Source organism: Paraburkholderia sp. RL18-085-BIA-A (assembly GCF_046027075.1).
In the GTDB taxonomy this organism is placed as follows: Bacteria; Pseudomonadota; Gammaproteobacteria; order Burkholderiales; family Burkholderiaceae; genus Paraburkholderia.
Window position 1 is genome coordinate 13,700 of record NZ_JARESU010000005.1, and the last position, 24,431, is coordinate 38,130.

20 protein-coding genes and 1 other RNA gene are annotated in these 24,431 nt (G+C 63.6%); 14 read left to right on the forward strand and 7 right to left on the reverse strand.

What is annotated here, in order from left to right; translation table 11 throughout:
• Positions 1-6: 6 nt before the first annotated feature.
• Positions 7-1,569, reverse strand: coding sequence for a formate dehydrogenase beta subunit (locus P0D89_RS04865; protein ID WP_408366121.1), 1,563 nt, complete (start codon positions 1,567-1,569; stop codon positions 7-9).
• Positions 1,566-2,051 carry an NAD(P)H-dependent oxidoreductase subunit E gene (locus P0D89_RS04870; protein WP_408366123.1) on the reverse strand — a complete coding sequence of 162 codons (486 nt, stop codon included), beginning with the start codon at positions 2,049-2,051 and terminating at the stop codon, positions 1,566-1,568. The genes P0D89_RS04865 and P0D89_RS04870 overlap by 4 nt, the downstream gene beginning before the upstream one ends.
• A 134-nt stretch (positions 2,052-2,185) precedes the next feature.
• On the opposite strand from P0D89_RS04870, the gene P0D89_RS04875 reads away from it, so the two are divergent.
• Both P0D89_RS04875 and P0D89_RS04880 read left to right on the forward strand, forming a co-directional pair.
• Positions 2,186-3,262, forward strand: a complete 1,077-nt coding sequence (locus P0D89_RS04875) for a substrate-binding domain-containing protein (protein WP_408366125.1) — start codon at positions 2,186-2,188, stop codon at positions 3,260-3,262.
• Between the two features lie 162 nt (positions 3,263-3,424).
• Positions 3,425-3,691: a hypothetical protein gene (locus tag P0D89_RS04880; protein ID WP_408366127.1), complete on the forward strand. Its 267-nt coding sequence runs from the start codon at positions 3,425-3,427 to the stop codon at positions 3,689-3,691.
• A gap of 76 nt (positions 3,692-3,767) precedes the next feature.
• On the opposite strand, the gene P0D89_RS04885 is transcribed toward P0D89_RS04880, so the two are convergent.
• Positions 3,768-4,136 (reverse strand): COG4315 family predicted lipoprotein, encoded by a 369-nt coding sequence (locus P0D89_RS04885; protein ID WP_408366129.1) that lies wholly within the window; start codon positions 4,134-4,136, stop codon positions 3,768-3,770.
• Positions 4,137-4,941: 805 nt separating this feature from the next.
• Between P0D89_RS04885 and P0D89_RS04890 the strand changes: the two genes are divergently transcribed.
• The 4 genes from P0D89_RS04890 (at position 4,942) to P0D89_RS04905 (ending at position 10,785) form a co-directional block, all read left to right on the forward strand.
• On the forward strand, positions 4,942-5,868 hold the full coding sequence (locus P0D89_RS04890) for a lysophospholipid acyltransferase family protein (RefSeq protein ID WP_408376214.1): 927 nt from the start codon (positions 4,942-4,944) through the stop codon (positions 5,866-5,868).
• A gap of 93 nt (positions 5,869-5,961) precedes the next feature.
• Entirely contained in the window at positions 5,962-7,155 is a 1,194-nt protein-coding gene (locus P0D89_RS04895) for an HlyD family secretion protein (RefSeq protein WP_408366133.1), read from the forward strand.
• A 2-nt stretch (positions 7,156-7,157) separates the two neighbouring features.
• A complete protein-coding gene (locus P0D89_RS04900; protein ID WP_408366135.1) occupies positions 7,158-9,260 on the forward strand; it encodes a peptidase domain-containing ABC transporter in 2,103 nt (700 codons plus the stop codon).
• Positions 9,253-10,785 carry a TolC family outer membrane protein gene (locus tag P0D89_RS04905; RefSeq protein ID WP_408366137.1) on the forward strand — a complete coding sequence of 511 codons (1,533 nt, stop codon included), beginning with the start codon at positions 9,253-9,255 and terminating at the stop codon, positions 10,783-10,785. The genes P0D89_RS04900 and P0D89_RS04905 overlap by 8 nt, the downstream gene beginning before the upstream one ends.
• Positions 10,786-10,877: 92 nt before the next feature.
• On the opposite strand, the gene ssrA is transcribed toward P0D89_RS04905, so the two are convergent.
• The 4 genes from ssrA to ompA form a co-directional block, all read right to left on the reverse strand.
• Positions 10,878-11,247, reverse strand: a transfer-messenger RNA (tmRNA) gene (gene ssrA, locus P0D89_RS04910).
• A 92-nt stretch (positions 11,248-11,339) separates the two neighbouring features.
• Complete coding sequence (gene gph, locus P0D89_RS04915) at positions 11,340-12,053, reverse strand: phosphoglycolate phosphatase (RefSeq protein WP_408366139.1); 714 nt, start codon at positions 12,051-12,053, stop codon at positions 11,340-11,342.
• 31 nt (positions 12,054-12,084) lie between these two features.
• Complete coding sequence (gene ubiG, locus P0D89_RS04920) at positions 12,085-12,783, reverse strand: bifunctional 2-polyprenyl-6-hydroxyphenol methylase/3-demethylubiquinol 3-O-methyltransferase UbiG (RefSeq protein WP_408366141.1); 699 nt, start codon at positions 12,781-12,783, stop codon at positions 12,085-12,087.
• A gap of 254 nt (positions 12,784-13,037) precedes the next feature.
• A complete protein-coding gene (gene ompA / locus P0D89_RS04925) occupies positions 13,038-13,685 on the reverse strand; it encodes an outer membrane protein OmpA (RefSeq protein WP_408366143.1) in 648 nt (215 codons plus the stop codon).
• Between the two features lie 476 nt (positions 13,686-14,161).
• On the opposite strand from ompA, the gene gyrA reads away from it, so the two are divergent.
• The 8 genes from gyrA to cmk all read left to right on the forward strand — a co-directional run bounded on the left by gyrA (position 14,162) and on the right by cmk (position 24,338).
• Entirely contained in the window at positions 14,162-16,798 is a 2,637-nt protein-coding gene (gene gyrA, locus P0D89_RS04930) for a DNA gyrase subunit A (protein ID WP_459252668.1), read from the forward strand.
• 123 nt (positions 16,799-16,921) lie between these two features.
• Positions 16,922-17,533, forward strand: a complete 612-nt coding sequence (locus P0D89_RS04935; protein WP_408366147.1) for a DUF2059 domain-containing protein — start codon at positions 16,922-16,924, stop codon at positions 17,531-17,533.
• A 324-nt stretch (positions 17,534-17,857) separates the two neighbouring features.
• Positions 17,858-18,940 carry a 3-phosphoserine/phosphohydroxythreonine transaminase gene (serC, locus tag P0D89_RS04940; RefSeq protein ID WP_408366149.1) on the forward strand — a complete coding sequence of 361 codons (1,083 nt, stop codon included), beginning with the start codon at positions 17,858-17,860 and terminating at the stop codon, positions 18,938-18,940.
• A 64-nt stretch (positions 18,941-19,004) separates the two neighbouring features.
• Positions 19,005-20,087 (forward strand): prephenate dehydratase, encoded by a 1,083-nt coding sequence (gene pheA / locus P0D89_RS04945; RefSeq protein ID WP_408376215.1) that lies wholly within the window; start codon positions 19,005-19,007, stop codon positions 20,085-20,087.
• 79 nt (positions 20,088-20,166) lie between these two features.
• The gene (hisC, locus tag P0D89_RS04950) at positions 20,167-21,279 is read left to right on the forward strand and encodes a histidinol-phosphate transaminase (RefSeq protein WP_408357273.1); all 1,113 of its coding nucleotides are present in this window, start codon (positions 20,167-20,169) and stop codon (positions 21,277-21,279) included.
• A 71-nt stretch (positions 21,280-21,350) separates the two neighbouring features.
• Complete coding sequence (locus tag P0D89_RS04955) at positions 21,351-22,292, forward strand: prephenate dehydrogenase (protein ID WP_408357271.1); 942 nt, start codon at positions 21,351-21,353, stop codon at positions 22,290-22,292.
• A gap of 19 nt (positions 22,293-22,311) precedes the next feature.
• Positions 22,312-23,616 (forward strand): 3-phosphoshikimate 1-carboxyvinyltransferase, encoded by a 1,305-nt coding sequence (gene aroA / locus P0D89_RS04960; protein ID WP_408357269.1) that lies wholly within the window; start codon positions 22,312-22,314, stop codon positions 23,614-23,616.
• Between the two features lie 35 nt (positions 23,617-23,651).
• Positions 23,652-24,338: a (d)CMP kinase gene (cmk, locus tag P0D89_RS04965; RefSeq protein ID WP_408357267.1), complete on the forward strand. Its 687-nt coding sequence runs from the start codon at positions 23,652-23,654 to the stop codon at positions 24,336-24,338.
• Positions 24,339-24,431 lie beyond the last annotated feature (93 nt).

Here is a 24,431-nt window from a genome sequence, read left to right on the forward strand (position 1 = left end):
CCTGGGTCAGGCCGCGGCCGCGTTGGCGGACGCGTCGGCGAGGCCGAAGTCTTCGGGGAAATGGTCGAGCGCGGACAGCACTGGGAACGGCGTCATGCCGCCCATCGCGCACAGCGAGCCGGACACCATCGTGTCGCACAGATCACGCAGCAATTGCACCTGGCGCGTGGAGGTGTCGCCGTTGCGAATCCGGCCGATCACTTCGACGCCGCGCGTGGAGCCGATCCGGCACGGCGTGCACTTGCCGCACGATTCGAGCGCGCAGAAGTGCATCGCGTACTGCGCGAGTTCGGCGAGATTCGACGTGTCGTCATGCACGACCAGACCGCCGTGGCCGACCACCGCGCCGACCGCCGCATACGCCTCATAGTCCATGGGAATGTCCCACTGGCTTTGCGGCAGATACGTGCCGAGCGGGCCGCCCACCTGCACCGCGCGCGCCGGCCGGCCGCTTGCCGTGCCGCCACCGTAGTCGTACAGCAGTTCGCGCAGCGTCACGCCGAACGCGAGTTCGACGAGGCCGCCTTGCTTGACGTTGCCGGCGAGCTGGAACGGCAGCGTGCCGCGTGAGCGGCCCATGCCGTAGTTCTTATAGAACGCCGCGCCGCGCGCAAAGATGACCGGCACGGTGGCGAGCGTGATCACGTTGTTGATCACTGTCGGCTGGCCGAACAGGCCCGCGAGCGCCGGCACCGGCGGCTTCGCGCGCACGATGCCGCGCTTGCCTTCGAGCGATTCGAGCAGCGCGGTTTCCTCGCCGCACACGTATGACCCGGCTCCCTTCGCGACGAACAGCTCGAAGCGATGCGCCTGCGAGCCGAGCACGCTGTCGCCGAGCCAACCGGCGGCGCGCGCGCGGGCGATGGCCGCTTCGAGCGTCTCGATCGAATGCGGGTACTCGCTGCGCACGTAGATGTAGCCGACCGTCGCGCCGGTCACGACGCCCGCGATCAGCATCCCTTCGATCAGCATGTACGGATCGCTTTCCATCACCAGGCGATCCGAGAAGGTGCCCGAGTCGCCCTCGTCGGCATTACAGACGATGTACTTCTGCGCCGCCTGCGCGCCGCGCACCGTGCGCCATTTGATGCCGGCAGGGAAGGCCGCGCCGCCGCGCCCGCGCAGACCGGATTCGATCAGTTCTGCGCAGGCGGCGTCGCCGTCGGTTTGCAGCGCGCGGCGCAAGCCTTCGAGGCCGCCGTGCGCGAGGTAGTCGTCGATGGACAGCGGATCGGTGATGCCGATGCGCGCGAAGGTCAGGCGCTGCTGCTTCTTCAGATACGGAATCTCGTCGACCACGCCGACGCGCCGCGCATGCGCGCCGCCTTCGACGAAGCCGGCATCGAAGAGGGCTGCCACGTCGGCCGCTTCGATGTTCGCGTAGCCGACGCGGCCTTCGGCCGTCGCGACTTCGACGAGCGGTTCCAGCCACAGCAGGCCGCGCGAGCCGTTGCGTACCAGTTCGATCTCGACGCCGCGGCGCGCGGCTTCAGTTTGAATGGCCTGCGCCAGCTCGTCGGCGCCGAGCGCGAGCGCCGACGAATCGCGGGGAACGTAGATGCGCGTCATGCCGTCACCTCCACACATTTGCTGGCGGCGGCGAAGATCGCATCGAACTTCTGCGGCGTGACCTTGGCGTGCAGCGTGCCGTTGAGCATCAGTGCCGGCGACAGCGCGCATTGGCCGAGGCAATACGCCGATTCCAGTTCCACCGTCGCGCCATGTTGATGCGCGGCGTCGAAGCGGCAGCCGGTGTGCGCCTCGATGTGCTGCGCGAGCGCCTCGGTGCCCATGCTGCGGCACGCTTCCGCGCGGCACAGTTGCACGGTGACCGGCGCGGCGGGCTCGCTGCGGAAGTGGTGATAGTAGGTGATGACGCCGTGCACTTCGGCGCGCGACAGGTTCAGCGCACGCGCGAGCGGCGCAACCGCCGCCGGGGGCACGTAGCCGAGTTCGTCCTGAATCGCGTGCAGCACCGCTAGCAGCGACATGCCCGGTAGCGCGTGAGTCTGCACCAGCTGTTCCGGCGCGATGGCGTGAGAATCGTCCAAAGGGGGGCTCCTTCAAAGTCATATATGCACTTGTTATTCATAATACGTGCACGTATGCTTCGTTTATTCGGTATGGGATAGCCGAACAATAGGCGGGTGAATCGGCGCGCGCAATAGGAAAGAGTTCAACATATATGATCAGGATCGAATGTCAGGCGCAGCTGGTGGTGAAAGGCGTGGACGGCCGCGAGGCAAGCCTGTCGGACGTGGTGCCGCTGCTCGCGCTCGTCGACGAATCCGGCAGCATCGCGCAGGCGGCAGCGCTTAAGGGTTTGTCCTACCGGCACGCGTGGGGTTTGCTGCGCAGCATCGAAGAGCGTCTGGGTGGTCCGCTGATCGCGAAGGAGCGCGGACGCGGTTCGGTGCTCTCCGAACTCGGGCAAGCGGTGCTGCGGGCGCAGCGTCTGTGCGGCGAGCGGCTGAACGGCAACATGCAGTCGCTCGCGAGCGAAGTGGCGAGCGACCTGAACCGCTGGCTCGCTTCACCCGCCGACGACGTGCGCATACACGCGTCGCACGGTTACGCGGTGGCCGCGCTGGTGACGGCGCTGGTGGCGAACGATCTGCCGGTCGACATCAAGTACCGCGACAGCGCGGACGCGGTCAGCGCACTGGCGCGCGGCGAGTGCGATCTGGCGGGCTTTCACCTGCCGCTCGGCGAATTCCGCGCGGTCTGCGCCGATACTTACCGGCGCTGGCTCGATCCGCAGCGCCATGTGCTCGTGCATCTCACGCGGCGCAAGCAGGGGCTGTTCCTCGGCAAGGGCAATCCGAAGGGGATCGGCGGCTTGTGCGATCTCGCCCGCGACGACATTCGCTTCGTCAATCGTCAGCCCGGCTCCGGCACGCGTATGTTGCTCGATCTCGCGCTGCGCCAGCTCGGCGTGGATCCGGATCGGGTCAACGGGTATGCGTCGACCGAACTCACGCATTCGGCGATCGCGGCGTTCGTCGCGAGCGGAATGGCGGACGTCGGTTTCGGCGTGGAGCCCGCGGCGCATCACTTCGGGCTCGGCTTCATTCCGATCGTCGACGAGGATTATTACTTCGCATGCGACCGCGCGAATCTCGAACGCGCGCCGCTTGCCGACGTGATCAGGTTGCTGCGCGGCAGCGCGTTTTTGCACAGCGTCGAGCATCTGGAAGGCTATGATCCACGCGACTGCGGCAAGCTGGTCGATCTTGCGGCTGGCCTCGGTGAGCCGCACTGATGCGGCGCAGTAAAAGGCTGCGGTGAGAGGCAGCATTGAGAGCTCGCAGTAAGAGGCCGTAAACATCGCGCTGCCCGTGCCGCTGCGGATCGCTGCCGTTTCGGCTAATCTGTTAGCTTCCGTTCCCGCCTTGACCGCGCGACACGCCGCGCCCAAAACGATATGAAAGTTCTTCTACACGCATGTGCCGCCGCCGCGACGGCGGGTGTGCTGCTCGGCACCATTCCGCTTGCCTTCGCCCAGAATTCCCCCGGCGTGCCGGGCGGCATCCTGCAGGACGAGTTCCGCCTTGCCGAGCATCCGCAAATGCCGTTCGCCGCGTCGGCGCCTTCGGACAAATATCAACACGGCAGTAAGTCGGCCCAGCGCAAGCGCGGCGACATGGGCGACCCGAACGGCTGCAATCTGCAGTGCCCTAAAGACGAGTGACATCTCATTCGCTGCGGCGCCGGCGGTACGCGGGCGCCGCTGTTTGACCGCTGGTGTGCAACCAGCCGGCTGGCGCTCAAGGCTTGGCCGTGTGCCACATGTCCTTGAAGCCGTCTCCCTTCGCATCCCCCGCCTGCTTGTCCGCCGCGTAGCGATATAGCGGATGGCCCTTGTACGCCCATTGCTGTTTGCCGTCGGCGGCCGGAATCAGCGTCCAGTCGCCTGACGGCTTGTCCGTCGGGCTTGCCGTCGCCGCCGGCCAGTTGCTCATGCAGCCGCCGGTGCAGGCGCTCACGCCGGGCGTGGTGTCCTTGTCGAACGTGTAGAGCGTCATGCCGTCCGCGTTGACAAAGCGGCCGTTGCTCACCTTCGGCGGGTCGGCAAACGCGCTTTGTTGCAGCGCGACCAGCACGAGCGGGGCGAGGAAGAGGATCGTCTTGCGCATGATGCGGGCTCCCTGATTGACAACGTGTAGTTCGAGTATAGGCAGCGGGCGGGCAGTCGCGGGCTGCCGTTCGCCTGCCAGCAATAAACGCATGCGTGCGGGTGAATATTCCGCGGGTCGGGGTGATCCCTGGTGGGGCGAGGCGATTTTAGTGGCGAGATTAAATGGATGATTATTGACGAATGCGAATTCGTCGAAGAAATTTGGGAAATTTCTATTTGATATTTGGGATATTTATTATTGTGGATTTTTCTATTTGTTGGCTTATTTTGAAATGCGGTGTTGTTGAACGAGTGATTGATTTATCGTCTGAGACTAAATATCGTGTGAATGGATAATTAAATGACTGGAGTTCGCTTCTGGAGGCGCTGGGCAAGGGAATGTGAGACGCGCCAGAGGGCTGTGGCGGAATGGAGAAATGCGTATTGGGCTCGTATCCAATTCAGGCGGACAGCGCATGCTTTATAAAATAAGATGAAATTTGTCAAATAAAGCAAATTGTGGTTTGTGATTAATTTCTAATGTTAGGATTGCGTCGCTCGATGAGGCGGGGAATTGCTTACGAGCTAATTTGTTCAACCACTAAAAAGGTACTGAAAATGCAAAAGATCAATCGCAATGAACTGGCTAAATCCGCTGTTGCCGGTGGCTGCTGCAAGTGCGCCAACAAGACGACGCCGGTAGCAGCCACGCCGGTTGTCAAGGCGTAATAGTCTGGCATGCCGGGGAGGTCCTAGTGAGGACCTCCCCGGTCCAAAGCGTCAACGTGGAGTGAAACATGGGGTTGTGGGCCACGGCGTCAGTCATGCTGGCTTCGCTGCGGAACAGAATCGCGCATGCAAGGCGCGGACTGCAAAGCGGGTTGATCGCTCGCATGCCGGCTTCGGCAATCGAACCATTCGCCGCTGTCGTGTGGAAAATCCACAGTCTCGTCGACGCGCGCACGCGCTGGAACGGCATTGCGCGCTGCGAGATCGGCCGTGATGTGTTGCGGCTGGCGCCGTTCAACGCAACACATGTGTCGTCCGGCAGTCTGCGCGAAAGCCTGATCGACAAGCGGATCTATTACGGCCGGCTGTCGCGCGGCAGCGAAGCATGGCCGGATCTGCAAGGCGTTGCGGCAACGCTTGCCAGGAAAATCCGTCAGCTGCAGGCCGAGGTGCCGGGGCGGCCCGTCATCGTGTCGCCGTTTCACTACGTATCGCAATACGCAAACATTTACGTGATCGACGAACTGCGCGAAGTGCTCGGGCTCGAATCGATTTCGGTGGTGTCCGGCGTGCCGCGCGACATGTACGGCGACGACCAGACGCTGATCCCCAGCGTGACCGTGCTCTACACGTACGGCGACGGCGACCGCAACGGGCTGGGCCTGCGGGTCGCCCGAACGTTGAGACGCAACGACGTCGCGGTGCTGTTCGCCGATGTGCCGCCGTTCACGCTGCACCGCTACCCAATGGAGACAGTCGGCGTGTCGATATTCGGGCGCGACGCGCGCATTCATAACGGCGTGTTCCGGCTGGGCGCGCCGTTCGATGCAGTGCTGCTGCCGTTCTATCTGCGTTTCAAGCGCGGCCGGTTCAGCGGCGAATTGTTCGAGCCGTTGCCGCTCGCCGATCCCGACGCTCCGCAACGGCTCGCCAAGTGTATCGAAACAGCGGTGGTCGACAACTATCGCGACTGGCTCGTGGCCGGACATCCGTCGATGTACGCGTTCGCGCCGACCCGCTAGAAGCTTATCCGTGAGGCAATCCAGCCGCGCGGCACGACGCCCGCCCCGGGCGGACAGACACGGCGCCGGTTGCCAACCGGCGGCAATGACGCTATGGAACCCATCAATCTTCCCCAGTTCAGGGACGTCTCATGGCGCTGGATCGCGTATTCGACTTCCACGCTCGTGGCCGTCGCGATCGTGTTCGCGTTCGTTCACGACGTCGAATTGAAGCAGGACGTGCGCGCCGAAATCGTGTCGCCAGCCGAAATCAAGATTCAAGGGTTGAGCGGCCTCGTGTCGGATATCTACGTGAGCCGCGCGTCGCGCGTGGCGCAGGGCGAGCCGCTGTTTCGTCTCGACCGCGATTTCTCGCTCGCGAGCAACGGCCTGCAACGCAAAGCTTTCGACGAACACGACCGCGATGAGCAGATTCGCACGAGCGACGCGCAGTACCTTCAGCGCAAGGCCGATCTGAGCGCGCAACTGGATGCCGCGCGGCTCACCGCGCAAAGCCGGCGCGCGGAAATCGCCGCGCTCGACGATCAGATGGCGCAAAACCGCGCGCTCTCCGACGAGGCCGGGCGCAAGCTCGCGCGGCTGGAGTCGGTGGCCGACTACATCACCGCCGACCGGATTGAGCAGGCGAGCGCCGATACGCATCAGGCGAAAGTTGCTCTCGCGCAAAGCGCCGCGCGTCGTCAGCAGGTCGCTGCGGATCTGGGCGCCGCGACGAGCACCCAAACGGGCCTCGGCGCCCAACTCAACGAACTGGATGCGCGCCACGCGCGCGAGTTGCAGGATATTCGCATGCGCTTCGAACAGACCCGTCAGGACGCGACGATTTCCGCGCCGAAAGCGGGCGTCGTGACCTATTCCGGGCTGGTACCGGGGCGCTCGCTCGCGCCGGACGACGTCGTGCTCGTCATCTCGACCGGCGAGAAGGGCGCGTTGCGAGCCGCGCTGCGCATTCCGTCGCGGCGGCGCGGCTTCGTTCGCGAAGGGCAGATCGTGCGGCTCAAGTTCGACGCGTTTCCGTACGCGAAATTCGGCAGCTACCCGGCGCGGATCGACTCGATTTCCCGCACCACCGTTCGCTCGGCGATGTCGCCGGCGAGCGCCTCCGAGCCGAGCAGTTCAGAGGGTGATTACATGGCATGGGCCACGCTGAGCGGCGACACATTCAACTTCGAGCGGCAACGTTTCGACATTCTGCCGGGCATGGTTGCGACGGCGAGTATCGTGATCGAGCGCCGCACCATCGCCGAATGGGTGCTCGCGCCGCTGTTCCGCGTATTGCGAGGTTGACGGTGCGCGCGATCTATCAGAATGAAGTCGCCGAATGCGGTTACGCCTGTCTCGCGATGGTGCTGTCGCACTTCGGCCGGGCGACCGAGGTGCGCGAGTTGCAGGCGTTCAGGCCGGTCTCGGCGAACGGTTTGTCGCTGATGGACCTGTACGACGTCGCCATCGAATTCGGGCTGGCTGTGCAGGCGTACCGTTTCGGCAGCGGCGATCTGGCGAGCGTCAAACGCGGGTCGATCATGCATTTCGGCGGCGCGCATTTCGTCGTGTTCGAGAAGTACGGGCGCGGCTATGTGCAGGTGATCGATCCGGCGACCGGTCGGCGGCGCATTTCGATGGACACCTTCGTCGCCAATGTCTCCGGCTACCTGCTCGAATGCGCGCCGACCCCGACGATGCCGCGCATCCGCAACAAGTCGCGCGTGCCAGCGGCGCTTGCGCGGGTGCGCGCGCTGAATCCGCAGCTCAATGCGCAGATCGCCAAAGTGATGTTCATCGCGTTCGGCAGCCAGTTCGCGATTCTCGCGATGCCTTATCTCGGCAATCTGGTGCTCGACGACGTGGTCGCCGCCGACAACCTGAATCTGCTCAACGTGCTGGTGCTGACGTTTTCCGGCATCTTCGTCGTCGGCGCGCTGAGCCAGTACATCGAGACCTACCTCGTCGAGCTGTTGCACGGCCTCGTGCAGATGAACATGACCGAGGGCCTGCTGGCGAAGCTGCTGAGCAATCCGATTCCGTACTTCGAGAAGCGTCACGTCGGCGATCTGTTCGCGCGCGTGAAGGCGCAGGACGAGATCAGCGTGTACGCGACGCGCACCATGATCGCGCTCGGCATCGACCTGGTTGTCGGCTTGCTCGCGCTGGCTCTGATGCTGGTGCAAAGCCCGCAACTGACGCTGATCGCGCTGCTGATTTTCGTGCTCTACGTGGTGGTGTCGTTCGCGCTGTTCACGCGGATGCGCGACACGCACGCGCTCGTGCTCGAAGAGTCGGCGCGTTGCGACGACACGCTGATCGAGACGATTCGCGGCGCGTCGCTGATCAAGCTGTCGCAGGGCGAGACGCGGCGCACCGCGATCTTCATGGCGAAGTACCGCGCGTATTTCGCGGCGGTCGTGCACAACAGCCGCCTCGGCAGCGCACGCGACGCGATCCTCAAGCTCGTCAATTACGCCGACATGATCGCGATCACCTGGTTCGCCGCGCGCCTGATGCTCGGCGGCGCGATCTCGGTGGGCGTGTTCTATTCGTTTCTGATCTACAAGTCGTTGCTTTCGGAGCGCTTCGCGCACTCGATCAACGCCGCCTTCGCGTACTTCATGCTGAGCGTGCCGGTCGCGCGGGTCTGCGATATCGTCGACGGCGAAGCGGAGCGCTACACGCCGCCGGGCGATATGCACAAGACCGTCGAGGTGCGCAGCTTCGAGCGTATCGACGTGCGCGACGTCACGTTCCGCTACGGCGTGTCGGACCAGCCGGTGCTCAAACACGCGAACCTCGTGATTCGCAAGGGCGACAAGATCGTGATCACCGGCGCGTCGGGTAGCGGCAAGTCCACGCTGTTCAAGCTGCTCGCCGCGGCCGAACCGCTTCAGGAAGGCGAGATCCTGCTGAACGGCATCGCATGGCCGAATCTCACCGTCGACGAAATCCGCCGGCATGCCGTTCATATGCGGCAGGGCGATCTGATCCTGCACGGTTCGATCGCGGATAACGTGTCGCTCTTTGCCGGCAACGCGGACGAAGTGCGTATTCACGCGCTGCTCGATGAGGTCGGCCTGCTGCCCGACGTGATGCGTCTGCCGATGCGCACCCGCACGGTGATCAGCGACACGATCGCGAATATTTCCGCCGGTCAGCGGCAGCGTTTGCTGCTCGCGCGGGCGCTGTACCAGCAACGCGAACTGCTGCTGCTCGACGAACCGACGTCGAATCTCGATCCTGCGTCGGTGCGCAACATCGTCGCGTTGCTGCGGCGTATCGAGCGAACCGTCGTGGTGATTACGCACGACATGTCGCTCGCGGCCGCGTTCGATACACGTTATCGGCTGGTGGACGGCGAGCTGCTGTGCGAGGCGCGTGCGGAGGCGGTCGTCGATGAATAAGCGCACGGTGCCGGGCTTGCTGATCGCGCTCGCCTGCGTCGCTCACGCGAGCACCGCGGCGGCCGTCGATTTGCTCACGGTCGCCGAGCAGGCGGTCGCGCACGACGCGGACCTGGCGGCGTCGCGCGCAGGCTCCAGGGCCGCGCGGCTGGCGGTGCCGAAGGCCCGCGCGGCATTGCTGCCGCAACTGTCGGGCGGCTGGGGGCGCGCGTACAACCGAACCTCCATCGACGGCCTGCCGAGCGACAGCTACTGGCAAAACGGGTGGACCGTCACGCTGACGCAGCCGGTCTTCGACTGGAGTCGTTGGACTACGTACCGCCAGGCCGACTTTGTCAGCGCGCGCGGCGCGCTCGACGCTGCGCGCGCGCAGCAAGGGGCCATCCTGCAAGCGGTGCGCGCGTACTTCGACGAACTCGCCGCGGAAGACGAACTGGCGCGCGCCGATGACTACACGCTCGCGCTCGAACAGCATATCGAGCAGTTGCAGCGCAGGCAGGCGGCAGGCGAGGCGACCGTGATCGACTTGCGGGACGCTGAAGCGGCGCGCGAGCAGGCCCGGCTGCAGCAGACCGATGCCCGCAGCGATTTGCAACTGCGGCGCCTGGCGCTGGATCAGATCACGGGTGAGCCGTTTGCCGGACTGTCGCATTTGTCGGACTCCGCGCTGATGCCGCACCTGAATCCCGACGACCGGGATAGCTGGGTCACGCGGGCTGAAGCGCACGACTACATGGTGCAGTTGAAGCAGATCGACCGGCGGATCGCGCAATTTGAAGTGGAGAAGGCGCGCGCAAGGAATCTGCCGGTCGTGAATTTGACGGCGAGCCATACGCCGGCTGGCGCGGCCTCCGGCTACGTCCGACCGACCACCACCACGACCGCGATGTTATCGGTGACGATTCCGATTTTCGAGGGCGGCGAGACGGACGCGATCATTGACGAAACGCTGGCGCTCGAGGACAAGGCGCGAGAGGAACTGCTCGGCGCAACACGAGTAGCGGGCGCCAGTGCGCGGGAAAACTGGTCGCGCTTTCATGACGGCGTGACGCGGGTCGCAGGGTTGATGCGCGTCGTGCAGACCTCGCGCGCCGCGTTGAGCGCGACGCAGGTGGGCTACAAGGTGGGCAGCCGCACGAGCTCCGATGTGCTGCGGGCAGCGGATTCGTTTTACACGGGTCGTCGCGATCTGATTCGGGCGCGCTATATGACGATTGTGGCGTTGCTGCAGCTCAAGGCCGCGACAGCGACGCTGGACCTGGATGAGGTGGCGCGGGTGAATGGGTTGCTGGTGGGGGCGGGTGCCGCAGAGGCGGGCCGTCTTGCGGTGGATCGGCCGGCGGTGGTGGCAGTGGCTCGCGTGGCCGCTGCTGCGGTGGCGGAGCGCCCGGCGCCTGTGATAGATGAGCTAGGTGTCGCCAGTCAGAACGCGCAACAGACAACGACGAGTGCCGGGCCGCCGGTGATGACCCCGATCGAAGCGCTGCGCCTCGCGCAGCAGAAGGCGCTTTCGGCGACTCGCTGACGAGCGCGGTAGGGCCCATGGCAACAAAAAACCCCGCGAGCCTGCGGCTAGCGGGGGTATTTATAAAACAGTGCTGCTTGCTGCACGATGTTTGGTGGAGGCGGCGGGAATCGAACCCGCGTCCAGAAGCACTCTACGACCAGTTCTACATGTTTAGTTCTGTCATTTAATTTAACCCCAGTGACGCGGACGAACACGCTGCACTAAGGCGATTCACTAGATTTTCGACCCGGATGTCGTGACGCCACCAAGGCTTAACTGACGTATATGACCTCTGTCGGTATTGCTACCGGTCTTGCGACACTAGCCCGTCAGTGAACTAGGCAGAGGACGGCGGCCCTTAGGCTGCCAGTGCGAACGTATCGTCGTTTGCAGTTACGTTTTTCCCATTGATTAACGAGGTGACGGGTCCTCGACATGCCCTAGCCGCTTTGCAACCCCTGTCGAAACCAGGTCGCCCCCGCGGTTCGTTGCTCAAGATTTCTGAGCCAAAGTAGATTTTACAGTAGATTGACGGCCGCGTCCCGACTCATTGGTGCGGCCGCCGCCGCGCTTCAGCCGATCTCGCGCAACAGCTGCTGCAATTCGACCGGCGATTGCACGACATGCTGCGCGTGCCATTGCGTCGGCGGAATGTCGTTGCCGCAGTAGCCGTATGCAGCCGCCACGGTCTTCATGCCGGCCGCGAAGCCCGCCTGCACGTCGCGCAGATCGTCGCCGACGTAGACGACGCGCTCCGGCGCCACGTCCAGCTCGCGCGCAGCGTGCAGCAAAGGCGCCGGGTGCGGCTTCGAATGCGCAGTCGTGTCGCCGCTTACGACGCAGCCCGCGCGCTCCTCGAGGCCCAGTTGCGCGATCAGCGGCTCGGTGAGCCTGGCAACTTTGTTCGTGACGATGCCCCAGCGCACGCCGCGCGCGTCGAGCTCGTCGAGCAATTCGGGGATGCCGGGAAACAGTGTGGTCTCGATGCACAAATCCGCTTCGTAGTTGGCGAGAAACTCCTCGCGCATCGACGCGAATTCGTGATCGTCCGGCCCGATGCCGAACGCCCCACAGAGCAGCCCGCGGGCGCCCGCGGACGCGAGCGGACGCAGGTCTTCGAGCGGCACCATGTCGAGTCCGCGGTCGTGGCGCATCTTGTTGACGGCGGCCGCCAGATCGGGCGCCGTGTCGGCCAGCGTGCCGTCGAGGTCGAACAGCACAGCCTGGCAAAGACCGAGCGCGTCGTCGATGTCTTCGCGTTGGGGCAGGGGGGTAGGATCGCTCATTGTTGAATTCAGTCTGGCGGGTCGGGACGGCTCAGGCGTCGCGTCGGCAGGCGAGCATGTAGTTCACGCCCGTGTCGGCCGACAGCGTGAAATGCTTGCTGAGTGGGTTGTAGACGATGCCTTTGATGTCGGCTGTGCGCAGACCGGCGGCGCGCACGAAGCCCGCCAACTCCGACGGACGGATGAAGCGCGCGTAGTCGTGCGTGCCCTTGGGAAGCATCCGCGCGATGTATTCGGCACCGATTACCGCGAACAAGTAGGACTTCACGTTGCGGTTCAGCGTGGAGAAGAATACCCAGCCGCCCGGCTTCACGAGCGTCTTGCAGGCTTCGACGATAGCGCCGGGCTGCGGCACGTGCTCCAGCATTTCCATGCAGGTGACCACGTCGAACGTGCCCGGCTCGCGGGCGGCGAGTGCCTCGGCGGCGATCTCTTCGTAATCGACGGTTACACCACTTTCAAGACTGTGAAGATCGGCGACGCCGAGCGCCTGGGTCGACAGGTCGATGCCCTTCACATGTGCGCCGAGGCCGGCCATCGACTCGGACAGAATGCCGCCGCCGCAGCCGATGTCCAGCACCTTCTTGCCTGCCAGATGCGCGTGGGCGTCGATCCAGTTCAGGCGAATGGGATTGAGCTCATGTAGCGGCTTGAACTCGGCATTCGGGTCCCACCACCGATGCGCGAGGTCGCTGAATTTCTGTAGTTCGTGGGGGTCGGCGTTGGTCATGACGGAAGCTGCCTCGATGAGAGCGTTGGGCGGGCGCTCGAGGATAAACCCTGAGTATATAGGTCGGGGGACAGGGCGGCAAAAGGGTGGCTGTGGGGACGGCTTGTCGTGTGGCTTCGGTTCGTGGCTTCGTCGCCCGGACATGCGGCGCGTGCGTCCACTACTGCCGGACGGCGCGCTCGCTATCGCACAGCGCGATGTGCATAAAAAAAGCCCCGCCGAAGCGGGGCTTTGATACTGCGGTAACCTGAAGCTTACTGCTTCGGCGTACCCACAACTTCGACTTCCACGCGACGATCCGGTGCGAGGCAGGCGATGAGTTGCTTGCGGTTCTTCTGGTTGCAACCGGTCGTGACCGGGTTGCGACGGCCCTTGCCTTCCGTATAGATACGGTTGGCTTCGACGCCCTTGCTGACCAGGAATGCCTTCACAGCTTGTGCACGGCGCAGCGACAGACGGTCGTTGTACTTGTCCGTACCGATGCGGTCCGTGTGACCCGTTGCGACGACGACTTCCAGGTTGATGCCTTGAATCTTCGCTGCCAGTTCGCTCAGCTTGTCCTTGCCTGCCGGCTTCAGGATAGCCTTGTCGAAGTCGAACAGCGCGTCAGCTTGATACGTAATCTTTTCGCTAGAGATGGCCGGTGCAGGTGCGACCGGAGCCGGCGGGGTCGGAGCTTGAGCAACCAGGGCGCCATCGCACTTTGCGTTGGCCGTTGCCGGCGTCCAGAATGCATCGCGCCAGCAAAGCTCGTTCGTGCCGTTCATCCACACGTATTCGCCAGTACCATTCACCCAGTTGTCGTTCGTAGCTTGTCGCGACGCCGGCACCGACTGCGCCACGGCGGATGCAGCCATAACTGCGGTAGCTGCAATGAACGCGAGCTTTGAAAGTTTATTCATATTTCTCCTCTCGAAATTGAGATTACCGCAGGTTTACTGCGAGCCTGTTGACGAAGACAAGTCATACATTGCTCGAAGTATAACATTGGTGCGGAACAAAAAACGTGGTGTGTAGACTTCGAGCAGTGTCTAACTCTTTGTGCGTTGGCATTTTGCCATATCGTTCCCTTCCGACGATAAAAAAATCCGCCCCCGATCAAATCCCCCTTCAATTGTGGTGCATGCGCAACAGAAGTAATCGCCGGAACGCACCGCCAGTCTTGGCTGAGCGGCGGATTGCCCCACGCACGAATCGCGCCTGGCCGACCCGAATGCGAGGCGGCAACGCGCCCGTTTCGGAGGTCCTGCTAATAGGTATACGTGCCCTGGCCGGGGGCGGATTCGCGGCATGTTAGAATCGCGTAATGCATTGCGCCTGCAATGTCTACGCGAAGGCGCCGTGTACCCGGCGCCTTCGCACGTAAAAGATACGGATAATGGATCAATTCGCCAAAGAGACTCTGCCAATCTCCCTAGAGGAGGAAATGCGCCGTTCGTATCTCGATTACGCGATGAGCGTGATCGTAGGGCGTGCGCTTCCCGACGTTCGCGATGGCCTGAAGCCGGTGCACCGGCGCGTGCTGTACGCGATGCACGAGCTGAACAACGACTGGAACCGCGCATACAAAAAGTCGGCGCGTATCGTCGGCGACGTCATCGGTAAATATCACCCGCACGGCGACACGGCTGTTTACGACACCATCGTCCGGATGGCGCAGAATTTCTCGCTGCGCTACATGCTGGTGGACGGTCAGGGCAATTTCGGTTCGGTCGACGGCGACAACGCCGCGGCGATGCGTTACACCGAAATCCGCATGGCGAAGATCGGCCACGAACTGCTGGCCGACATCGACAAGGAAACGGTCGACTTCACGCCGAACTACGACGGCAGCGAAAACGAGCCGGCCATCCTGCCCGCGCGCATTCCCAATCTGCTGATCAATGGTTCGTCCGGCATTGCGGTCGGCATGGCGACCAACATTCCGCCGCACAACCTCAACGAGGTCGTCGACGCCTGCCAGCACCTGCTCAAAAACCCGCAAGCCACGATCGACGAACTGATCGAGATCATTCCGGCGCCTGACTTCCCGACCGCCGGCATCATCTATGGCGTGGCCGGCGTGCGCGACGGCTATCGCACCGGCCGCGGCCGCGTGGTGATGCGCGCGCTCACGCACTTCGAGGAAATCGACCGCGGCCAGCGCATGGCGATCATCGTCGACGAACTGCCGTATCAGGTGAACAAGCGCTCGCTGCTGGAGCGGATCGCCGAGCTGGTCAACGAGAAGAAGCTCGAAGGCATTTCCGATATCCGCGACGAATCCGACAAGAGCGGCATGCGTGTCGTGATCGAACTCAAGCGCGGCGAAGTGCCGGAAGTGGTGCTCAACAATCTGTACAAGGCGACCCAGCTTCAGGACACCTTCGGCATGAACATGGTCGCGCTGGTCGACGGCCAGCCGAAGCTGCTGAACCTGAAGGAAATGCTGTCGTGCTTCCTGTCGCATCGCAGGGAAGTGCTGACGCGGCGCACTGTATACGAACTGCGCAAGGCGCGCGAACGCGGTCACGTGCTGGAAGGCCTGGCGGTTGCGCTCGCCAACATCGACGAGTTCATCGCGATCATCAAGGCCGCGCCGACGCCGCCGATCGCCAAGCAGGAATTGATGGCGCGTCCGTGGGATTCGTCGCTGGTGCGCGAAATGTTGGCGCGTGCCGAGACGGAAAACGCGTCGGCGGGTGGTCGCGAAGCCTACCGTCCTGACGGATTGAATCCGTCGTTCGGTATGCAGTCCGACGGCCTCTACCGTCTGTCCGATACCCAGGCTCAGGAAATTCTGCAGATGCGTCTGCAACGCCTGACTGGTCTGGAGCAGGACAAGATCATCGGCGAGTACCGCGAAGTGATGGCGCAGATCGCCGACCTGCTGGACATTCTGGCTCGCCCGGAACGCATTACGGCGATCATCGTCGGCGAACTCACGTCGATCAAGGCCGAATTCGGCGATGCGCGCCGCTCGAAGATCGAGCTGAACGCCACCGAGCTGAACACCGAAGATCTGATCACGCCGCAGGAGATGGTCGTGACCATGTCGCACGCGGGCTACGTGAAATCGCAACCGTTGTCCGAGTACAGCGCGCAGAAGCGCGGTGGTCGCGGCAAGCAGGCCACGGCGATGAAAGAAGACGACTGGATCGACACGCTGTTCATCGCGAACACGCACGATCACATTCTGTGCTTCTCGAATCGCGGTCGCGTCTACAGCGTGAAGGTCTATGAAGTCCCGCAAGGTTCGCGGAACTCGCGCGGCCGCCCGATCATCAATATCTTCCCGCTTCAGGAAGGCGAGAAGATTACGGTTGTCTTGCCAGTCAAGGAATTTTCGGCCGACAAATTCGTCTTTATGGGCACCGCGTTAGGAACCGTAAAGAAGACGCCGCTGGAAGCCTTTGGCCGCGTGTTGCGCAAGGGTATTATTGCGGTCGGTCTGGATGACGGCGATTACCTGATCGGCGCCGCCATCACGGACGGTCAGCACGACGTCATGCTGTTCTCGGATTCTGGTAAGGCGGTTCGCTTCGACGAGAACGATGTGCGTCCCATGGGCCGTGAAGCGCGCGGCGTGCGTGGTATGCAGCTCGAAGACGGCCAGAACGTAATCGCGCTGCTGGTGGCCGGCGACGAGCAGCAGTCGGTGCTCACCGCCACCGAAAACGGCTTCGGCAAGCGCACGCCAATCAGCGAGTACACCCGTCACGGGCGCGGCACGAAGGGCATGATCGCGATCCAGACCTCGGAGCGTAACGGCAAGGTCGTCGCCGCCACGCTGGTGGATCATGAAGCGCAGATCATGCTGATCACCAACACGGGCGTGCTGATTCGCACGCGCGTGTCGGAAATCCGCGAAATGGGACGTGCAACCCAAGGTGTTACACTCATCAGCCTTGACGAAGGGACCAAGCTTTCCGGTCTGCAACAGGTTGCCGAGGCGGAAGCGGAAGGTGATGTGGACGCCGACGCCGAAGGTCCTGCCGGAGGCGACAACGGCGGTGAAGACAACGGTGCAGCCTGATCCGCGTCAGCGGCTTCCGGTCTCGGTAACAGGTTGAATGCCGCGCAGGGAACAATGGCGTGTCGGGCCGATACGCATCCCGCGCAGCGCGCAGTTCAAGTTAATTTCTCTTAGGGAGTAATGATGCAAAAACGATTCAAACAACTGATGTTGCTGGCCGCCCTCGTGCCGACCTTCGCCATGGCTCAAGCGCTGCAAAGCCAGGCGCCGGCGGCTCAGGCTCCGGCTGCTGCCGCAGCACCGGTTGACCCGGCCAAGCAGGCTGCGATCAAGGACCTGCTGGACGCAATCGACGCGCAGAAGCTCGTCGGCGCAATCGGCAACAGCGCGCAAATGCAAGCGAAGCAACTGGTTCCGGCCATCCTGTCGGACGCGCTGAGCGAAAACAAGACGATGACGGACAAGCAGAAGCAGGCTGCCGTCCCGACGCTGCAAAAGAACGCAGTGCCGAAGCTGGTTGACGGCGCAGGTCAAGTGTTCGCAACGGACAGCTTCCGTTCGGACGCAATGCAAGCTCAGTACGACGCGTACGCGAAGTACTACAGCACGTCGGAAATCAAGGATCTGACGGCGTTCTACAAGAGCCCGACCGGCCGCAAGTTCATCCAGGTGCAAGACCAGGTTGGCCGCGACGTAGTGAATGGCCTGATGCAGAAGTACATGCCGCAATCGATCAAGGCAACGCGTGATCAGGCCGACAAGGAAGTCGCTTCGGTCAAGCCGGCGGCCAAGTAATTCCAGGGTCGAAGGGCTGCGCTGACACCGTGTGAGCCGCCACCTGGCAGGCTCGCCGGGCACGCCATAGCGCGTGCCGGGTTTGGCGGGTTGGCGGTGACAATGCGATAATGGCCGTTTGCGCAGACGCGCAGACGGCCATTTTCTTTTCGGCGCGGAATTTCGGCGGATTCGTTCCGGTCATTCGCTTCCGCCAGTCCGCGCTAACGGACTCGCGCCGTCTAATCCGCGTGGCCCGTTTCATCGTGGCCGCGTTGCCGGTGGCCACCTTCGCCGTTTTTTGCGCGATCTATCGTTTTTCGCGCCCGCTTCCAGGACTTCACGATGCGCGTCTTTAATTTCTCAGCCGGCCCGGCGGCCATGCCCGAAGAAGTGCTGCGCCAGGCAGCCGACGAGATGCTCGATTGGCAAGGCAGTGGCATGAGCGTGATGGAAATGAGTCATCGGGGCAAAGAATTCATGTCGATCCACGAGGAAGCGCTCGTCGATCTGCGCGAGTTGCTTGCGGTGCCGGCCAGCCATCGCATCCTGTTTCTGCAGGGCGGCGGGCTGGGCGAAAACGCGATCGTGCCGATGAACCTGCTCGGCTCGAAGCCGCGGGCGGATTTCGTCATCACCGGTTCGTGGTCGCAGAAGTCGTTCAAGGAAGCGCAGAAATACGGCAGCGTGCATCTGGCCGCCACCGGACAGACGGCCGACGGCTTCACGCGTGCGCCGGCGCGCGCGGAATGGCAGTTGTCGGACGATCCGGCTTACGTGCATCTGTGCACGAACGAGACCATCCACGGCGTCGAAACGTTCGAGATTCCCGACCTCGGCGATATTCCGCTGGTGGCGGACGCGTCGTCGCACATCCTGTCGCGCCCGATGGACATCGCCAAATACGGCGTGCTGTTCGGCGGCGCGCAGAAGAACATCGGCATGGCCGGCGTGACGGTGGTGGTCGTGCGCGAGGACATGCTGGATCGCGCGCAGTCGATCTGCCCGTCGGCGTTCGAATGGAAGACTGTCGCCGAGAACAATTCGATGTACAACACGCCGCCCACCTACGCGATCTACATTGCCGGGCTGGTGTTCAAGTGGTTGAAGAAGCAGGGCGGCCTTGCCGCGATCGAAGCGCGTAACCTCGAAAAGTCGAAGCTGCTGTACGACGCGATCGACTCGAGCAGCTTCTATCTGAACAAGGTCGAACGTGGCTCGCGCTCGCGGATGAACGTACCGTTCTTCCTCGCCGACGAGTCGCGCAACGAGGATTTCCTGGCCGGCGCGAAAGCGCGGGGAATGGTGCAGCTAAAGGGCCACAAGTCCGTCGGCGGCATGCGGGCGTCGATTTATAACGCCGTCCCGCTCGAAGGCGTCAAAGCGCTTGTCGAATACATGAAGGAATTCGAGCAACGCAGCGCCTGAGTCACACTGACCAGCAGGCGCGCGCATCCTTTCCAGCAGTTACCCGGCAGAGCCGTTTTCACGCATGGACGACGAACTCAATACCCGACTCAAACCCCTTCGCGAACGCATCGACGCGCTCGACGCGCAGTTGATCGCACTTCTGAACCAGCGCGCGGCAGTGGCGCTCGAAGTGGGCGAGGTCAAGAAGCATTTCAACGCGCCGGTGTTCAGACCCGAGCGCGAACAGCAGGTGATCGCGCGTTTGCAGGACATGAGCGAAGGGCCGCTAGCGAGCGAGCACATCAGCGCGATCTGGCGCGAGATCATGGCGGCGAGCCGTGCACTCGAAAAAACCATCAAGGCCGCCTACCTCGGGCCGGTCGGCACCTACAGCGAACAGGCAATGCACGAGTACTTCGGTCAGTCGATCGAAGGCCTGCCGTGCCCGTCGATTGACGAAGTGTTCCGCTCCGTCGAGGCGGGCGCCGCCGAATTCGGCGTCGTGCCGGTCGAGAATTCGACCGAAGGCGCGGTGTCGCGCACGCTCGACCTGCTGCTGCAAACGCAGTTGACGATCGGCGGAGAACTGGCCTTGCCGATTCACCACAATCTGTTGACGCTGAGCGGCGGCCTCACAGGCGTGAAGCGCGTGTGCGCGCATGCGCAGGCGCTTGCCCAATGCCAGCGCTGGTTGTCGACGAACGCGCCGCATCTCGAGCGCCAGGCGGTGTCGAGCAATGCGGAAGCCGCGAGGATGGCCGCGGAAGATCCGACGGTCGCGGCGATCGCCGGCGATCGCGCCGCGACCCATTACGGTCTGCAGGTCGTGAATGCGCTGATCCAGGACGACCCGCACAACCGCACGCGCTTCGTGATGATCGGCAAGCAGCCGGCTGGCCAGAGCGGCTACGATCAGACTTCGCTGATCGTGTCGGTCGTGAACGAGCCGGGCGCGATGGTCAAGCTGCTGGAGCCGCTCGCGCGGCATAGCGTGTCGATGACCCGGTTCGAATCGCGTCCAGCGCGTGTCGGTACGTGGGAGTACTACTTCTACATCGACGTCGAAGGCCATCGCGACGATCCGGCGGTTGCCGCCGCGTTGACGGAACTCGGCGAGAAGGCCGCGTTCCTGAAGATACTCGGTTCGTATCCGCGCGCCCGCTAACGGCAAACAGGCAAGGGACTCGGGCGGCGCTTGGCCGCCCACCCGCACATTCCATATTCATAGTCGTTCGGAGATATTTATGACAGCGTCTTTTGGTCCCTCCTACGTGCGCGCAATCGCGCCTTATATCGCCGGCAAGCCGATTTCGGAAGTGGCCCGCGAGTTCGGTCTGGACGAGGCGACCATCGTGAAGCTGGCATCGAATGAAAATCCGCTCGGCATGCCGGAGTCGGCGCAGCGCGCGATGGTGCAGGCCGCCAGCGAACTCGGCCGCTATCCGGACGCGAACGGCTTCGAGCTGAAGGCCGCGTTGAGCGAGCGCTACGGCGTGCCGGCCGACTGGGTTACGCTCGGCAACGGCAGCAACGACATTCTCGAAATCGCCGCGCACGCGTTCGTCGAGAAAGGCCAGTCGATCGTGTTCGCGCAGTATTCGTTCGCGGTCTACGCGCTGGCCACGCAAGGCGTGGGCGCGCGTGCGATCGTCGTGCCGGCCGTCAAATACGGTCATGACCTCGACGCGATGCTCGCCGCGATCACCGACGACACGCGCCTCGTGTTCGTCGCCAACCCGAACAATCCGACCGGCACGTTCATCGAAGGTCCGACGCTCGAGGCGTTTCTCGACAAGGTGCCGCGCCATGTGGTCGTCGTGCTCGATGAGGCGTACACCGAATATCTGCCGCAGGAAAAGCGCTACGATTCGATCGCCTGGGTGCGCCGCTTCCCGAATCTGCTCGTGTCGCGCACGTTCTCGAAGGCGTTCGGCCTCGCCGGCCTGCGCGTCGGCTTCGCGATTGCGCAGCCCGAATTGACCGACCTGCTCAACCGTCTGCGACAGCCGTTCAACGTCAACACGCTGGCGCAAGCGGCGGCGATCGCCGCGCTGAACGACCAGGCGTTTCTCGAGAAGAGCGCAGCGTTGAACGCGCAAGGCTACCGCCGTTTGACCGAGGCGTTCGACAAGCTGGGTCTGGAGTATGTGCCGTCGGACGGCAACTTCGTGCTAGTGCGCGTCGGCAACGATGCCGCCGCCGGCAATCGCGTGAACCTCGAATTGCTGAAGCAGGGCGTGATTGTGCGTCCGGTCGGCAACTACGGTTTGCCGCAATGGCTGCGTATTACGATCGGCCTGCCGGAAGAAAACGAAGCGTTCCTCGCGGCGCTCGAAAAAACGCTCGCTACCGCGTAAGCGGGGCCCCTTGACCTTTGACCCGCGCGCCTGATCGGCAAACTTATCGGCATGACTGGCGCGCTTTTTCTGTGACCGACGTGGCCGCGTTTTCTTTTAACAAGCTGGTGATTTTCGGTGTCGGCCTGATCGGCGGATCGCTCTCGCGCGCGTTGCGCGAGCGGGGCGAGGCCGAGGGCGCGCGCACGGTGATCGGCGTCGGGCGTTCGTCCGCGTCGACCGAGCGGGCGCGGGCGTTGGGCGTGATCGACGGCGCCGCCGCATTGAACGACGACGCCGCGCTGCGTGACGCGCTGCGCGGCGCGGACTTCGTGTTGCTGGCGGCGCCCGTCGCGCAGACGCAGCCGCTCCTGGAGCGCATTGCGCCGTACCTCGACACTGCCACGATCGTCACCGATGCCGGCAGCACCAAGTCGGACGTGGTCGGCGCGGCCCGCGCGGCGCTCGGCGCACGAGTCGGCCAGTTCGTGCCCGGACATCCGATTGCCGGCCTCGAGTCGAGCGGCGTGGATGCCGCGTTGCCCGACCTGTATGTGAGCCGCAATGTCGTGCTGTGCCCGCTGCCGGAGAATGCGCCAGGGGCGGTCGAACGGGTCGCGGCGATGTGGCGGGCCACCGGCGCCGTCGTGCGCGAGATGACGCCCGAGCAGCACGATCGCGTGTTCGCGTCGGTCAGCCACTTGCCGCACGTGCTGTCGTTCGCGCTGGTCGAGCAGATTCTCAATTCACCCGACGCCGCGTTGAAATTCTCGTTCGCCGCGGGCGGCTTTCGCGACTTCACGCGCATCGCCGCGTCGAGTCCGGAAATGTGGCGTGACGTGTGCGTCGCCAATCGCGCCGCGCTGCTCGACGAACTCGACGCGTACACGGCCGTGCTCGCGCGCCTGCGCACGGCCATCGAAGCCGCCGACGGCGCCGCGCTCGAAGCCGTCTTCGCACGCTCGCGGGTCGCGCGCACCGAATGGCAGGAACAGCGCGCGGCCGGGCTTGCCCAGAGCAACGCGTCGAAATAACCGGAAACTGGACTCAATCATGGAATTCCTCGATCTCGGACCGTTTTCCCGTGCGTCCGGCACGGTTCGTCTGCCTGGCTCGAAGAGCATTTCGAACCGGGTGTTGCTGCTCGCGGCCCTCGCCGAAGGCGAAACGACGATCACGAACCTGCTCGACTCTGACGACACCCGCGTGATGCTCGACGCGCTCGAAAAGCTCGGCGTGCGTCTGAAGCGCGACGGCGACACCTGCGTCGTGACGGGCACGCGCGGTGCGTTTACCGCGCGCCAGGCCGACCTGTTCCTCGGCAATGCGGGCACGGCGGTGCGTCCGCTGACCGCGGCGCTGGCCGTGAACGGCGGCGACTACCGGATCCACGGCGTGCCGCGCATGCACGAGCGGCCGATCGGCGATCTGGTCGACGGCTTGCGCCAGATCGGCGCGAAGATCGACTACGAAGAGAACGAAGGCTATCCGCCGCTGCGGATCCGCCCGGCGCAGATTGCCGCCGACGCGCCGATCCGCGTGCGCGGCGATGTGTCGAGTCAGTTCCTGACCTCGCTGCTGATGACGCTGCCGCTCGTGCGCACCGAAAGCGGCGTGAGCACCGTGCAGGTGGACGGCGAACTGATCTCGAAACCGTACATCGAGATCACGATCAAGCTGATGGCGCGCTTCGGCATCAAGGTCGAGCGTCACGGCTGGCACCAGTTCGTCGTGCCGGCGGGCCAGCGTTACCAGTCGCCGGGCACGATCATGGTGGAAGGGGATGCGTCCTCCGCGTCGTATTTCCTCGCAGCCGGCGCCCTCGGCGGCGGCCCGCTGAAGGTGGAAGGCGTAGGCCGCGCGAGCATCCAGGGCGACGTCGGCTTCGCCGACGCGCTGATCAGGATGGGCGCGAATCTGCAGATGGGCGACGACTGGATCGAAGTGCGCGGCGTCGGGCACGATAGCGGCAAGCTCGAGCCGATCGACATGGACTTCAATCTGATCCCCGACGCCGCGATGACGATCGCCGTCGCCGCGCTGTTCGCGGACGGTACGACCACGTTGCGCAACATCGCCAGCTGGCGCGTGAAGGAAACCGATCGGATCGCCGCGATGGCGACCGAACTGCGCAAGGTCGGCGCGAAGGTGCAGGAGGGCGAGGATTTCCTCGTCGTCACGCCGCCAGAAAAGCTGATTCCGAACGCTGCGATCGACACCTACGACGACCACCGTATGGCGATGTGTTTCTCACTTGTCAGTCTCGGCGGCGTGCCGATCCGGATCAACGACCCGAAGTGCGTCGGCAAGACCTTTCCTGATTATTTCGAGCGCTTTACCGCGCTTGCTCAACCCTGATTCGACCCCGAATCGATTGACGTGCGACTTTTTCGATGAAACCGACCCGTCCCTTTCACCAGACGCCCGTCATTACGATCGACGGCCCGAGTGCCTCCGGCAAAGGCACCGTGGCCGCGCTGGTTGCCGCGAGCCTCGGCTTTCACCTGCTGGATAGCGGCGCGCTGTACCGGCTTGCCGCGCTGGCCAGCCTGCGTTACGGCGTCGCGGCCGAGGACGCCGACGCACTTGTCAAACTGATCGACGACCTGCACATCATGTTTCGCGAGGGGCTGGCGCAGCTTGACGGCGTCGACGTGTCGGCCGAGATTCGCGCCGAGGAAGTGGGCAGCCGGGCCTCGGCGATCGCCGTGCATGCGGCCGTGCGAGCCGCGCTGGTGGCGCGTCAGCGGGCTTTCCGCAAGGAGCCGGGGCTGGTCGCCGACGGCCGCGATATGGGCACCGTGATCTTCCAGGACGCCGTGCTCAAGGTGTTCATGACCGCCAGCGTCGAGGCCCGCGCGGCGCGCCGGCATAAGCAATTGATCCAAAAAGGATTTTCTGCTAATATGGATGACTTGCTCCGGGATTTGCGTGAGCGCGACGAGCGCGACAGTCAGCGCGCAGCCGCGCCACTCAAGCCCGCAGCGGATGCAAAGCTGCTTGATACCTCCGCCTTGTCGGTCGACCAGGCGGTCGAGCAAGTGGTGCAGTGGTATGAAGCTTTAGTCCCGCATGCCTGATGGAAGTACGAATTGCGCATCCGTGCCGGGAGCAGTAGAAATCTAGTTGTCGGTAGGTGCTTCACGATGGTCGTGGAGCGTTGTTTTAACCCT

Coding starts and splice junctions, on each gene's coding strand:
- P0D89_RS04865 (WP_408366121.1), bottom strand. CDS start 1,569: ATGACGCGCATCTACGTTCCCCGCGATTCGTCGGCGCTCGCGCTCGGC.
- P0D89_RS04875 (WP_408366125.1), top strand. CDS start 2,186: ATGATCAGGATCGAATGTCAGGCGCAGCTGGTGGTGAAAGGCGTGGAC.
- P0D89_RS04880 (WP_408366127.1), top strand. CDS start 3,425: ATGAAAGTTCTTCTACACGCATGTGCCGCCGCCGCGACGGCGGGTGTG.
- P0D89_RS04885 (WP_408366129.1), bottom strand. CDS start 4,136: ATGCGCAAGACGATCCTCTTCCTCGCCCCGCTCGTGCTGGTCGCGCTG.
- P0D89_RS04890 (WP_408376214.1), top strand. CDS start 4,942: ATGCTGGCTTCGCTGCGGAACAGAATCGCGCATGCAAGGCGCGGACTG.
- P0D89_RS04895 (WP_408366133.1), top strand. CDS start 5,962: ATGGAACCCATCAATCTTCCCCAGTTCAGGGACGTCTCATGGCGCTGG.
- P0D89_RS04905 (WP_408366137.1), top strand. CDS start 9,253: ATGAATAAGCGCACGGTGCCGGGCTTGCTGATCGCGCTCGCCTGCGTC.
- gph (WP_408366139.1), bottom strand. CDS start 12,053: ATGAGCGATCCTACCCCCCTGCCCCAACGCGAAGACATCGACGACGCG.
- ubiG (WP_408366141.1), bottom strand. CDS start 12,783: ATGACCAACGCCGACCCCCACGAACTACAGAAATTCAGCGACCTCGCG.
- ompA (WP_408366143.1), bottom strand. CDS start 13,685: ATGAATAAACTTTCAAAGCTCGCGTTCATTGCAGCTACCGCAGTTATG.
- gyrA (WP_459252668.1), top strand. CDS start 14,162: ATGGATCAATTCGCCAAAGAGACTCTGCCAATCTCCCTAGAGGAGGAA.
- P0D89_RS04935 (WP_408366147.1), top strand. CDS start 16,922: ATGCAAAAACGATTCAAACAACTGATGTTGCTGGCCGCCCTCGTGCCG.
- serC (WP_408366149.1), top strand. CDS start 17,858: ATGCGCGTCTTTAATTTCTCAGCCGGCCCGGCGGCCATGCCCGAAGAA.
- pheA (WP_408376215.1), top strand. CDS start 19,005: ATGGACGACGAACTCAATACCCGACTCAAACCCCTTCGCGAACGCATC.
- hisC (WP_408357273.1), top strand. CDS start 20,167: ATGACAGCGTCTTTTGGTCCCTCCTACGTGCGCGCAATCGCGCCTTAT.
- aroA (WP_408357269.1), top strand. CDS start 22,312: ATGGAATTCCTCGATCTCGGACCGTTTTCCCGTGCGTCCGGCACGGTT.
- cmk (WP_408357267.1), top strand. CDS start 23,652: ATGAAACCGACCCGTCCCTTTCACCAGACGCCCGTCATTACGATCGAC.